Source organism: Alteribacter salitolerans (assembly GCF_016901055.1).
Classification (GTDB): Bacteria; Bacillota; Bacilli; order Bacillales; family Salisediminibacteriaceae; genus Alteribacter; species Alteribacter keqinensis.
The window spans coordinates 379,772-392,260 of record NZ_JAFEUX010000001.1; the positions used below are offsets into that span (position 1 = coordinate 379,772).

The 12,489-nt window shown below is 42.3% G+C and carries 15 protein-coding genes; 3 read left to right on the top strand and 12 right to left on the bottom strand.

Annotation, left to right across the window (positions count from 1 at the left end; translation table 11 throughout):
• Positions 1-95: 95 nt before the first annotated feature.
• On the bottom strand, positions 96-1,016 hold the full coding sequence (gene murB, locus JSY36_RS01765; protein ID WP_205164996.1) for a UDP-N-acetylmuramate dehydrogenase: 921 nt from the start codon (positions 1,014-1,016) through the stop codon (positions 96-98).
• A gap of 283 nt (positions 1,017-1,299) precedes the next feature.
• Between murB and yfbR the strand changes: the two genes are divergently transcribed.
• Both yfbR and JSY36_RS01775 read left to right on the top strand, forming a co-directional pair.
• A complete protein-coding gene (yfbR, locus tag JSY36_RS01770) occupies positions 1,300-1,884 on the top strand; it encodes a 5'-deoxynucleotidase (protein ID WP_205164997.1) in 585 nt (194 codons plus the stop codon).
• A 58-nt stretch (positions 1,885-1,942) separates the two neighbouring features.
• The gene (locus tag JSY36_RS01775; RefSeq protein WP_122896830.1) at positions 1,943-2,149 is read left to right on the top strand and encodes a hypothetical protein; all 207 of its coding nucleotides are present in this window, start codon (positions 1,943-1,945) and stop codon (positions 2,147-2,149) included.
• A gap of 16 nt (positions 2,150-2,165) precedes the next feature.
• Here JSY36_RS01775 and JSY36_RS01780 read toward each other — a convergent pair whose 3' ends face one another.
• The 10 genes from JSY36_RS01780 to JSY36_RS01825 all read right to left on the bottom strand — a co-directional run bounded on the left by JSY36_RS01780 (position 2,166) and on the right by JSY36_RS01825 (position 11,491).
• Complete coding sequence (locus tag JSY36_RS01780; protein ID WP_205164998.1) at positions 2,166-2,525, bottom strand: DUF1499 domain-containing protein; 360 nt, start codon at positions 2,523-2,525, stop codon at positions 2,166-2,168.
• A gap of 116 nt (positions 2,526-2,641) precedes the next feature.
• Complete coding sequence (locus JSY36_RS01785; protein ID WP_205164999.1) at positions 2,642-3,757, bottom strand: S8 family peptidase; 1,116 nt, start codon at positions 3,755-3,757, stop codon at positions 2,642-2,644.
• 361 nt (positions 3,758-4,118) lie between these two features.
• The gene (gene ddlA / locus JSY36_RS01790) at positions 4,119-5,216 is read right to left on the bottom strand and encodes a D-alanine--D-alanine ligase (protein ID WP_205165000.1); all 1,098 of its coding nucleotides are present in this window, start codon (positions 5,214-5,216) and stop codon (positions 4,119-4,121) included.
• A 121-nt stretch (positions 5,217-5,337) separates the two neighbouring features.
• Positions 5,338-5,973 (bottom strand): class D sortase, encoded by a 636-nt coding sequence (locus tag JSY36_RS01795; RefSeq protein ID WP_336511423.1) that lies wholly within the window; start codon positions 5,971-5,973, stop codon positions 5,338-5,340.
• A 130-nt stretch (positions 5,974-6,103) separates the two neighbouring features.
• Positions 6,104-7,063, bottom strand: a complete 960-nt coding sequence (locus JSY36_RS20780) for a DUF6612 family protein (protein ID WP_205165001.1) — start codon at positions 7,061-7,063, stop codon at positions 6,104-6,106.
• A gap of 300 nt (positions 7,064-7,363) precedes the next feature.
• Complete coding sequence (locus JSY36_RS01805) at positions 7,364-7,909, bottom strand: flavodoxin domain-containing protein (protein ID WP_205165002.1); 546 nt, start codon at positions 7,907-7,909, stop codon at positions 7,364-7,366.
• 65 nt (positions 7,910-7,974) lie between these two features.
• On the bottom strand, positions 7,975-8,910 hold the full coding sequence (locus JSY36_RS01810) for a PDR/VanB family oxidoreductase (RefSeq protein ID WP_205165003.1): 936 nt from the start codon (positions 8,908-8,910) through the stop codon (positions 7,975-7,977).
• Positions 8,907-9,368, bottom strand: a complete 462-nt coding sequence (locus tag JSY36_RS01815; RefSeq protein WP_205165004.1) for a dimethylamine monooxygenase subunit DmmA family protein — start codon at positions 9,366-9,368, stop codon at positions 8,907-8,909. The genes JSY36_RS01810 and JSY36_RS01815 overlap by 4 nt, the downstream gene beginning before the upstream one ends.
• Positions 9,361-10,281: a heme-dependent oxidative N-demethylase family protein gene (locus tag JSY36_RS01820; RefSeq protein ID WP_236784378.1), complete on the bottom strand. Its 921-nt coding sequence runs from the start codon at positions 10,279-10,281 to the stop codon at positions 9,361-9,363. The genes JSY36_RS01815 and JSY36_RS01820 overlap by 8 nt, the downstream gene beginning before the upstream one ends.
• 232 nt (positions 10,282-10,513) lie before the next feature.
• On the bottom strand, positions 10,514-11,491 hold the full coding sequence (locus tag JSY36_RS01825; RefSeq protein ID WP_205165005.1) for a ring-cleaving dioxygenase: 978 nt from the start codon (positions 11,489-11,491) through the stop codon (positions 10,514-10,516).
• Between the two features lie 181 nt (positions 11,492-11,672).
• Here JSY36_RS01825 and JSY36_RS01830 point away from each other — a divergent pair, with 181 nt between their 5' ends.
• Positions 11,673-11,870 carry a DUF4017 family protein gene (locus JSY36_RS01830; RefSeq protein WP_205165006.1) on the top strand — a complete coding sequence of 66 codons (198 nt, stop codon included), beginning with the start codon at positions 11,673-11,675 and terminating at the stop codon, positions 11,868-11,870.
• A 130-nt stretch (positions 11,871-12,000) separates the two neighbouring features.
• Here the strand turns inward: JSY36_RS01830 and JSY36_RS01835 are convergent, their stop codons facing one another.
• Positions 12,001-12,480 (bottom strand): DinB family protein, encoded by a 480-nt coding sequence (locus JSY36_RS01835; RefSeq protein WP_205165007.1) that lies wholly within the window; start codon positions 12,478-12,480, stop codon positions 12,001-12,003.
• Positions 12,481-12,489 lie beyond the last annotated feature (9 nt).

Genomic DNA, 12,489 nt, shown 5'->3' on the forward strand with positions numbered 1-12,489 from the left:
TTTAACTGCTGGGAGCCAAAAGCACATGTTAAAAGCCTGATGAAAAAAGAACAGGAGAACGCCTGACAATCAAGGTTAGCGTTCTCCTGTTGCTGTTATTCCGCCGGATCCTCTCCGACAATCTTTACTTCCAGCTCCAATTCAACACCAAATGTCTCCTTTACTTTCTCTTTTACCATTTGAATCGTTGAAATATAGTCTGTAGCTGTTGCATTTGATTTGTTGATAATAAAACCGGCGTGTTTTGTGGATACTTCAGCACCACCCACACCTTTTCCCTGTAATCCACTGTCCTGAATCAGCTTTCCTGCAAAATATCCGGGCGGCCTTTTAAATACACTTCCGGCAGATGGATACTCAAGAGGCTGTTTCGATTCTCTCTGATAAGTAAGATCATCCATCTTTTCTTTAATCTTATACGGGTCCCCTTTTTCAAGGTTAAATACAGCCTCAACAACCATGTGTCCTTTTTTTCCGATAATACTTGTACGATAGCCAAGCTCCAGTTCCTCTTTCGTAAGCTTCAGCTGCTTCCCCTCTTTTGTAACCACAGTCACATGGTCAATCACATCTTTTACTTCTCCGCCATATGCCCCTGCGTTCATGGCCATTGCCCCTCCAATGGAGCCCGGGATGCCGCATGCGAACTCAAGCCCTGTCAGAGATTCCTTTAACGCAAGTCTCGAAGCATCGATAATATTGGCCCCTCCTTGCGCGACAACCTGCGTCCCTGTACTGTACAAGTCATTCAATTTGCTGAACTGTACAACAATACCACGGATACCACCGTCTCTTACTACCATGTTCGATCCGTTGCCAAGAAGCATAAACGGCACGTCATTTTTATAAGTAAAGGCAACAATCTCACTCATCTGATCATACGAAACAGGAGTGACAAAAAAATCAGCTTTGCCGCCTAATTTTGTTAATGTATGATTCTTCATCGGTTCATCTCTTAATACATTCTCTTTTTCACAAATAGATAGCAGTTCTTCATAAATTTCGTTTTTTGTCATTGTACAATCCCTCAAAACATCAATTAATTTTACTATTTTAGTATTATGCATTTTTCCTGAATTGGCAACCATTAAGTCCACTTTTCGACATTTCTCTTTATTTTCTTAGCTCTGCTAAGTTAGATTTTCCTTTACGCAGACGGTCCAGGGGCTTCCTCCACATGGCTGTTTATTCAATAATGATCTTTGTAACAGCCATTTTCTTACTGCCTGTTTCAATTGCTTCAGGTTGCGAACTGGTGTACGATAATCGTTGGAAGTTTAAATAAAGGAAGTGAACCTGTTGGAAAGTCATTTACTGGCCTATTTTTACCGTTTACGCTATATCGAACGCTGGAGCCTGATGCGTAATGTGATGAAAGAGAACGTGGCTGAACATTCCTTTCATGTCTCCATTATTACACATTCCTTATGTACAATTGCAAATGAAGTTTTTCATAAGTCCGTTGATACGGAAAAAGCCGTCACACGTTCGTTATTTCATGACGTGACCGAGGTTATTACCGGAGATATCCCCACCCCCGTGAAACATCACAACAGTGATATGCTTAAGAATTTCAGGGACATTGAAGACCTTGCTGCCAAAAAACTTGTTAATAAAGCACCGTCTGATTTAAAACATGTGTATCAGAAATTGATTGCAGACAAAGATGGCTCAGAGCTGAGCCGCTATATAAAAGCGGCAGACCTGCTGGACGCCTACTTAAAATGCATGAGTGAACTGCAGGCAGGAAACCGGGAATTTGCTGTGGCCAAAAGTCAGATTGAAGATACCCTTCAATCTCTGGAAATGGAAGAAGTACATTATTTCCTCACACATTTTGCCCCGAGTTTTGATAAAACACTGGATGAAATTTCTGAGGAGTGAAAGAAAGTTTCCTCTCTGTTATACTAATAGGAGCCTGACTGAAAGGTTGTGAGACTGTATGGACATTTTTACGTTTCCTGATGGTACTCAGGATTTCACATATGCCTACTTCGCCATGATTGCTTTGTTCTTCGTAACCTGGCTGACCGTTTTCCTGTTAAAACGTTCAACAAAAAAAGCCAATGAAAGAAACGAAGAGCAATATAAGATTTATGAAATGGGAGAAACAAAACCAAATACAGATGAAAAACGTGCCGGCAGCTGATATGTCGGCACGTTTTTTACGCCTCGCTAAATTGTTGTCTGATTTCCTCTATTCGTTTCCGGTTTGTTTCAAAATCATAATGCCCGATCCTTGAAGCCGAACGTACATCGATAACCTCGTTAGTCTCATTGATAATAAATTCCACATCATCTTTAAACCGTAATATTATTGTTTTGAATACACAATGAAGATAATAACTTTCACTGCGGACAACTTCACAATCATTCGTTTCCCTTAACAGGTCGTGTAATTTCTGCAGGGCTTTTTCCCCCGAACCTGTATAGGGAAGAGGATCTGTAGCATGTTTCTTTGCTTCTCCATCTAAGGAAGAAACACAGTTTCGCCTGTTTTTGGGGCATAAATCCATCTTTTTCATTCGCTTCACCTCTGACATGTTTTTCCCTCTTCGACCCTCTTGCAAACATCCCATAACAATAAAAAAGTCTGTCTTAAAAGGTGTTTTTTCACCGGTTAAGACAGACTTCGTTTCGTTTAGTTCAGGTAACCTGCTGCATTTTCAGCATCTACGAGACCGTTCCCAAAATAAAAACTGTTGCCTAACGGAATGGCGGTCTGATTCAGGCGGTTACGAATCTGTGAGTTCGTAAGGTGAGGATAACGCTGTTTCACAAGTGCAGCTGTTCCTGCTACGTGAGGCGCTGCCATTGATGTCCCATTTAAAGCCCGGTATGAGTTACTTAAGTATGTGCTTTGAATACTTACTCCCGGAGCCATGATTTCAAGTTCATTTCCAACACTTGAAAATGATGCTCGGTTGTAGTTGGAGTCAACCGCACCTACAGCCATAACATTACTGTACCTTGCAGGATAGCCCATCGTATTTTGAGAACCGTTTGTTCCGGAGTTACCTGCAGCAGCTATAAGGAGTACGCCGCTGTTATGGGCATTGTTTACAGCCTGTTGAAGTGTTGTTGAACCTTGCGGGCTGCCAAGACTCATGTTCACGATATCCATGTTGTTGGAAACAGCCCACTCTATTCCTTGAGCAATAGAGGCATGAGAACCTCCTCCATTTGCATCCAGAACTTTTACTGCGTAAAGTTCGGCACTCGGAGCCACTCCGATAACACCATAACTGTTGTTGAGTGCAGCTACCGTTCCGGCAACGTGGGTACCGTGTCCATTAAAATCCTGATAAGTAGGTTCGTTTGGAATAAAGCTTGCGCCACCGCGAATATTAAGATCCGCATGAGTGGCGATTCCCGTATCCAGGACAGCTACACGCACACCCTGCCCGTAGGTACCGCGATTATGTACCTGATCTGCATAGATGAAAGGGATTCCCCAAGGCGTTGTCTGAAGTGTTTTTGCCTCTTTATTTTCCTCAATATAGGCAATGTTCGGGTTGTTCTCCAATGCTTTTACAGCTTGTTCAGGCAGCTTAACGTGAAGAACATTCATGTATTCAAACTCATGAAGCACTTCCCCGCCGGCATTTTGAACAGCAGATGCGTTTGGACCACGCTCAAACCCGACAAGATATTCCTTGTGTTTTGAGTCACTGTCAGCATGTCCAATCATACCAGGCAGAAACAGAATAACCAGGGACAAACTTAAAGCAGCAAAAAGCAAATGTTTTAATTTCATTTTCCTTCTCCTCTCAATTTTAAGTACAATATGTACTTTAGCAAGAAAAGGAAATTAGCACAATAAGTTTTCTGAATTTTGAATCTATTTACCTGCTACTGGGTGAATAAAAGTTTTGATTTCAATATAATATTCCTATTTTTTCTATGGAAAATAAAGAGAAATACGATAAGCACACTGATTCTCCCGGTTAAAAAGAATGATAACACTTTTTTCCATGGGCAAATCAATAAATGACCTGTGCATAAAGGTACATGAATGAGGATTTATCCTGCTTTTAATGGTCAGACCTCCGCCCTTGGATCTATAAAAAAACCGTTGAGAATATATTCTCAACGGTTTAAAGAGTCGTATCAGGTTATCAGAAGTATTTACTTTCAAGTCTGGTATTCCGAACATGGCGTTCAATGGCAAGTTCAATAAGTTTATCTATAAGCTTCGGGTAACTGATTCCTTCTAAATCCCAAAGCTTTGGATACATACTGATTTTAGTGAATCCTGGTATCGTATTAATTTCGTTAATTACAAGTTCATCATTTTCTTTCAGGAAGAAATCAACACGGGCCATCCCTTCACACTCAAGGGCTTCAAAAGCCTTCACCGCTTCTTCTTGAACCTTCTTAATCATTTCCTCTGATAAAGACGCCGGGATCTGCAGAAGGGCACCTTTCTCATCAATGTATTTAGCTTCATATGAGTAAAAATCTCCCTGCGGAAGAATTTCCCCTACACCTGAGGCAAGCGGTTCCTCATTACCAAGGATTGCGCACTCAATTTCACGGCCTTTAACAGCAGACTCGATAATCAGCTTATTATCGAAACGGAAAGCTGTTTCAATTCCCTTTGTATACTCTTCTTTCGTTCCTGCTCTGCTCACACCTACGGAAGATCCCTGGTTGGCAGGTTTAATAAATACAGGAAGGCCGAGTTTTCCTTCAACTTCTTCGAAAGAAACCGTATCTTTTTTATGTTTTTTCAGAGTAATGGAATCTGCAACAGTAAGGCCCGCATCTTTTAACAGACGTTTGGCAACATCTTTATCCATACTTACGGCAGAACCGAGTACGTCAGGACCAACAAACGGCAGACCTGCAAGTTTAAGCATCCCCTGCATCGTACCGTCTTCACCCAGTGGGCCGTGCAGTATCGGGAAGACAACGTCCAGCTGTTCGAGTGCAGAGGCAGAAGATTTTTCGATAAACTGATCTTCCGATTCACCCGGTACAACTGCAATCCCCTTGTTTGATTTGTTCAGGGCAATTCGTTTCGGGTCATCTCCGTTCATAAGATAATTCCCGGTATCGTTTAAATGCCACTTACCTTCTTTATCGATTCCAATTAAAACAACATCATACTTTTCTTTATCAACGGCGTCATAAACATTCTTTGCCGATTGAAGGGAAACCTCATGCTCAGAAGACTTACCTCCGAAGATTATACCTAATGTGCGTTTAGTCATCTGCTTTCTCTCCTCTAACTGACAATTATGTAATCTCTATTGCTTATTTGTTTCGTTTTGCAGGCTTTGCATTTTTCCCTACACTTATTATATATCATAAATAAATAAAGACGTTCCACATTTATTTGTGGACGCCGGTTAACTCAGCCTGAATGATGTAGCGATCCGGTGCACTCCCTAAATAATCAAGAGGGTAACATGTTGTTATCGTAAGTGTAGGTGACTCTTTGTCGACAATAACTGTGCGGTCCTCAGCATCTGTAATCCAGATGTTTTTAATACTGTATACATATGTTTCCCCTTCAAACTCCAATAAAACATCATCGCCTTCGGTTACTTCCCCAAGCTTTGTAAACACAGAGTCACGATGACCGCTGACAACAGTGTGGCCCCCCACGTCAGGGGTAGTAGTCCATTCACTTACATACATCCCCACACCCTGCTTAAGTGTAACATCATCTGCCCCCCAATAGACAGGATAACCTTCTTCAACAGCAGGGATGAGAAGGGAAGCTACCTCTGCTCCAGGCTTGTATTCATTTCTTTCATCTGACATTACACGGTCTTCAGACAAAAAGCGCCGCAAAGAAACGTCCTCATCCTGGCTTTGACCGGACCGTTTCACATTTTCTTCTGCGTTACTGATCTGGTCAGCAGATAATGTGACTACCTCCTGCTTACTCTGAAACCATTCAAAACCAAAAAAAGCGAACGCAATTAATCCACTGAAAAAAACGATGTATAAAACCCGCTCCACAGCAGCCCCTCCCTCAGTATTATTAGCAGTAAATTTTGAAGAAGGTATCCCAAAAGTAATAATTACTTTTTGGGATACCTTCTCAGGCAGCAACTCAGCTGCTGTTGTAGCCGTTCAGTATTGAGACACCTTAAACGTTTTGAAAACGCCGCCGCACAATGAGGAGAGCCCCTGCAGTCAGTGCAAGAACAAGACCCCCGAGTGTCATCATCGGCGTATTCGTCGCAGTTGCAGGAAGTTCTCCACCTTCTTCTGCTTCTTCGAGTCCTTCTTCAATGATATCATCGAGATCTTCTGCTTCTTCTTTTACTTCACTTGGCAGGTCAAAGTCTTCAACACTGTTATAATTGTGGAATGACATATCAATCATCTGATAGATATTTGCTGTTTCACCTTCCATATGAATATCCATGTCCATTTCAAGGGACATCTCACTAAGATAATGTGTTTCCATATCGATATACAGTTCATATGAGAAATCATTGATCTCAATGTCCCCCATCATTTCTTCCATCATGACAGTCTCTTCATCTTCCATACTGCCATTCATTGTTTCGTTCATAAAGTCAGTCAGTTCTTCCCCGTCTCCCACGTATGTAATCACATAGTAGCTGCCTTCCTCGGATAATGAAACATCATCACCCATCATTTCCATTTCATTTACCTGATCGCCTGGGTGGTAGGTCAACCCTTCCATCTCTCCTGTTCCTTCAGCAATCTTCATCCAGCCACCTTCAGGATCTTCCTGAAAAAAACCTTCCTCTGTCCAGTAGGAGGTTAGCGTCATGTCTTCTGCGCCATCCAAGCTCGTCGTCATCGTCTGTTTGAGTTTAAACGGGTCCAGGATAACATCCTGTTCTACAATAGAATGAAGGTCCATTTCCCCGGACATTTCATCTGAAATTGTCTGATGAATGCTCATTGAACTCGAAAAGCTGGATAAATCCGCCATTGCTTCGTTCGAGTGATTCAAAACGTCCTGGGCACTCATATCACTGTTTGCAAAGGCAGTATGGTTAATCCCCAGACCTACAAGCAATCCCGACATCGTTAATGCTGAAAAAACAGTAAGCTTCTGTTTGTTTAACACTCTTATCTCTCCCCATCTCTTTTATTTGACTCCTAAAACGCAGTGTTGTTGTTTCTTTAACACACATGATTACAGATTCAAGCATGTCCTGACTTCATTTAGTACTTCACTTCTCTCCCTTCATCATTTCTTAATCTACTAGACTTTTCCTCTATGACAGGTAAAATAAACATATTTTTGTAAATAAATGAGTAATTTTAACATTTTATAGAGATGTAACCAAAAGTCCTGGTACTAAAAACCTAATTAAAAACCTGCTGATCAGGTGGGGTTTCCCCTGATCAGCAGGTTTACTCAATCTTATTGCTGAAGTAGTTTTGCAGCTGTTTCAGCCACTCGCATACCATACTCTTCTGCCAGTTTCATTTCTCCCTCTACCGGCTTATTCATAGGTGAGTCCGGAGATGCTTCAACAGGAATCACAGCTGTTGCTCCGTATGGATTTCCAAATTTAACACGATCTTCATCAAGAGGACCTGTATTTGATACGAAGATCATACCGTGATGCTGCATCGGTGTCTGCAGCGCGCGGCAAATATTTTCCACACCACCATGCTGAGTAGACGTTGTAGCAAAAACGCCTCCTACTTTTCCTTGAAGCGCACCTGAAAACCACAGTCCCCCAAGCTTTGAGAAGAAATCAGCCATCTTTGGATTCGGTTCACCAAAGTACCCTGATGAACCCCAGATAATCGCCGCAGCTTCTTTGAGTGAATCCGGGTTAATATCTTCTACAGAGCTCAGGACAACGTCCATTCCTTCCACTTTTTTTGCTCCATCGGCAACAGCTGATGCCAGAACTTCTGTGTGCCCGTTCATGCTTGCATAAAGGACAAACGTCTGCATATTTTTACCCCCTTCTTTTTCTACATTAGTTTGGGGTAAATTCTACATTTCATGTACAGCTGAATTTATTTCATTGAAATTTCGATAACACCCTCTCCTCTCGATACACATGGCAGCATACGCGAACAGCGCTCTTCTTCTGTTAAAAATAAATCCCGGTGAACAATATCCCCTTGCTTTACAGCTACTTCACACGTTCCGCACTGCCCCATTCTGCATGAAAAAGGTATACCTGCCCCCTCCTTATTTAAAGCATCAAGTAAGGTGTCTTCCTGCTTTACATTAATAATTTTCTCTTCCAGCCTGGCCGTAAAAGGATTATTGAAGCCGTCTGAGTGCAGCTGAACAAACGATTCCAGGTGCACCGAACCTTTCGGATAACCGGTGTGTAAAGCCGCGGTCTTTATCTCATTTTGGAAGCTTTCCGGTCCGCATATGTAAAGGTGTGTGCCTACCCGGTGCTGCTTCACAAGACCCGGGTCGATTCTCGCCCCCTCCCGTGTAAAATAAAAGGTCGTTTGATCGGGGTGCTCCCGGTTTATGTATTCGTAAAAGGCACAGTCATGTTTCGTTTTTGCAGAATAATGAAGCTCAAACGAAGCCCCTCTCTTCCTGCACCATCTCATCATGGATAAGAAAGGAGTAATCCCAATTCCACCTGCATAAAAAACATGATGCTTAGCAGATAAATCCGGATGCAGAAAATTTCTCGGATAACTGATAGTGAGAGTTTGTCCTCGCTTCACGTGTTCATGCCAGCAGGAAGATCCCCCACTGCCTCTTACTTTTTTTAAGATGGCAATTTCAAAACATTCATGGGATGGACAATTTGTCAGAGAATAAGGCCTGACAAAACATTCTGAACCACTGTGTAAATAAGTCAGAATATGGGCTCCCGGATGGAAACGAGGAAGGGACTGATCTAACTGAGGTTTTAAAGTAAAGCGTTTCACATGAGGTGTCTCCTGAATGATTTTACTGACAACTACAGGTATCCTCATGTTTCCCCCTCCTTAAAAGAATAAGATCCAAGATAAGCCTGATGAAATACCGACCAATGATCTGATACCTCAAGAAAACACCTGCATTCCGGGCAAGTTATTTCATCTCTCGGTTCAACAAAAAAGACAGCATGGCAGTGGGCGCAAAAAACGGGCCTGTGTTTGTCGCCTGGCGCGCACATCTGCATGTCATCGTCTGTAAAACCGGCCTCTTTGACTACGTACGCAATGGAGTGGATCATCGTTTCGGGTAAAAATCCATAAAGGTAAGTTCCCATTTTTTGTATTGATAAATAAGAAAGGAGCGCTGCCTGGTGATCCCGATCCTTTACTTCCACTTCTTCCACATCTGCCTTTACTCTTCTAAGTTTCGTTAACAGCACCTGGTGATCCTGAGAGTGATGATAAAGAATGAGGTACTTTTGCCTCCCCGGTACCCAGACCCAGTTCTTACTCATGTAACTCACCTTTAATGTAAGCAAGTACAGGAAGTTTATATGGCGTTATCCCTTTGTAATCAGCAACCCGGTCAGGGAGGGACTCGAGAATGCTCAGGACCTGCCTCCCTTTGTTTTTGCTTTTACAAAGGTCAGCCAATGAAAGCAAATGGGTATGAATGGTAAAAAGGATCACATAGGTCTCCGGCAGCCGGATAAGCTTTTGGGTTTCCACACGCAGATGGACTTTTTCACCTGCATTCTCTTCTGTCACTTCGTACCGTTCTTTCCCCCAATCAGGAAAGGCTTCCAAAGACGTATCAAGTCTGTTTCCTGCCATAAAAGACCAATTGACTCTCTCGAACGGCTGGTCAGGCAGCAGATGAAGTAAAAACCGCTCAATCCGTGCGTCCAGACTGTTTTCCCTGAAACCCGGGACAGGCCTGTGGATATCTTTAAAAGCCATTCCTTTATTGAAAACAAGTGACCAGTTTGAAGGAAAGCAAAGCTGGCCTGCGTCAAGAAACAACTGTCCTTCCCGCTGGAACATGAGAATAAGGTCTTCCTGAACGTGCTTGCCAATTGTATTAAGTGGCTCATCTGTTTCTTTATAAAGTAAATGGACTTCTTCTCCGGACATCTTGTTAATCAACGTCCGTTTTTTCCCTTTTTCCATTATGGAAAAATGCTGAGGATAAAAAGCTGATAACTGTTCAGTCAGGTAAAGAGCTGCTTCCCATTGTGCTTCGTATGTATAAGGAAAAGCCGAGAAACAACGATCCCGGTGTCTGTCAAGCAGTCTCCGCTTAAGGGTTATTTCTTCCTGATAGTTGGAAGTGATCTCCACAGCACTTTTGTTTACCATTGGAACAGCATTGTTAGCGTATCCATAGTCCGTCTGCCCTTCTTTAAAAGGGTAAGGAAAGGAATTCATCTCTATCACACCCTCAGGTAATCGTATTATTTAACCCCTTCGACAAATTTGTGCGAAATCCTTTTTCTGTCATTTTAAGGGAGTAGTTTTATTTCACTTCCTTTAGAGTACAGAAAGTATTTTGAGAAGAGTCACCCTGCAAAAGGAATAGAAAGAATAAAAAAAAGAAGCTCTCAAAAGGTCGAGTATAACCTTTTGAGAAGCTTCGAAAAGATGGTGACAGTCATTGTTTTTATGAACGCTTCGTATTTAGAGGCTTTAACTTTGCTTCAATCTGCTCACGCTTGGATTCGAAAAATGGCGGAAGTGCAAGGCTTTCCCCTAGACTGTCAAGGTCTTCGTCAGTATCGAATCCAGGTCCGTCTGTCGCAAGTTCAAATAGAATACCGTTGGGCTCCCTGAAGTAAAGAGACCTGAAATAGAAACGGTCAACAAAACCTGAGTTTGGAATTTGCAATGAGTTAAGCTTTTCAACCCACTTATAGAGCTCTTCTTTGTTGTCCACCCGGAAGGCTACATGGTGAACACCGCCCCGGCCCATTCTTTCTGGTGGAAGATCAGATCGTTCCTCAAGGTGGACTTCTCCTCCGTTTCCGCCTTCTCCTGTTTCAAAGACAAGGATATCAGGCTGATTGTCCGCTGGAGATGGGTATGAACGGTCCGTTTTCACAAACCCAAGGATGTCGGTCAGGACTTTCACGGTTGATTCAGGCTTTCTCACTGTCAGCTTCACCGGTCCAAGTCCGGTTGCACCCTGTTCTTTTGGAACGGGGGAGTGCACCCATCGAGTTCCTGAAGAAACCCCATGGTTCGTTTCATCGGAAACAAAAGTGAGGCGCTGTCCTTCTGTGTCTTCAAAATCAAGATACTTCTTTCCTGCACGCTCGACGATTTCACTGCGCTTTACACCGTGATCATCAAGTCTTTTCTTCCAGTACTCCAGAGCTGCATCATTCTCCACGCGTAACCCGATAGTGGAAATGCTGCTCACTCCAGGGTGATTTTTCGCAGCCATCGGAATTTCAAAGAAAGTGAGCTCTGTTCCTGGATTGCCCTTCTCATCTCCGTAAAAAAGGTGGTAGACTGATGTGTCATCCTGATTGACTGTTTTCTTCACAAGCCTCATTCCGATAACTTCGGTATAGAAGCGATAGTTTTCCTGTGCATTGGCTGTTAAAGCAGAAACATGGTGAATGCCTTTTAAATTCATGTGGGTAACCTCCCGTTATCTATAAATTAATCAATTACTTACTTTTTGTAAGTTAATTATATTCTTTAATTTTACAAATGTCAATCCTTACGATATGACATTAAGGTCTAAAGGTGGATGTTCTTCTGGATTAATGTGGTAAAATATAAAAATACAATATATGTAAACGGAGGTTGTAACGATGAAGAATTTATCCATTTCTCTTGCCACATATGTAACAGCATGCCTTATTGCACTGATTTTACCGGCTTCTGAAGGCTATAATACATTAGGGTGGAAACTGTTTGTCGGACAGGTTTATGCCATCCCTGCATTTATTTTGGTTTTTATCTTTCTTCATTATTTCAGAAGAAAGCAACCGCAATCTACAGGTTCCTGACAGGATTATACAGGTTGTGGGCCGGGCCCGCAGCGAAATCTCAATAACCTGCAACAACATTTATTCTATTCAAATTAAAAAGCTTTGCGGTAAGGGTCTTCATCCCCTGCCACAAAGCTTTTACACTTTTTTAATGCTCCGGCTTCCACACATTACTGATTCCGGAAGCATATTTTATTCCATTAATAATACCTAAATGAATGCAATCATGTCCGGTTAACAGCTGAAGGAGCTCTTCCCCTGTTTCCATGCTGCGAAATGGTGTTTCAAGCCTCGCTGTTACTAATGTGCCGGCATTTCTTTGCACCCAGTCATTTTGTTTCTCAAGTTCTTCAATTAAGATGTCCAGAGAAGGTACCTGATCAAAATCCCAGTCATGGGGACTGGTTCCGTTCAGAAAAAGGTCATTATATAAAGGATCAAGCCGTTGATTTTCTTTACTAAGCGGTTCCATTTTTTCATAAAAGTTTGCGAGTATATGTCCTGCATTCCAACGGATGTTGTTCGGATAACCGGAAGGAATGTGATCAATAATACGATCAGGAGTTGCTTTCAGACTCATCGTAATACGTGTTCTCCACATATCGAATGACTTTACCGCTCCGCTCATCTTTATCTT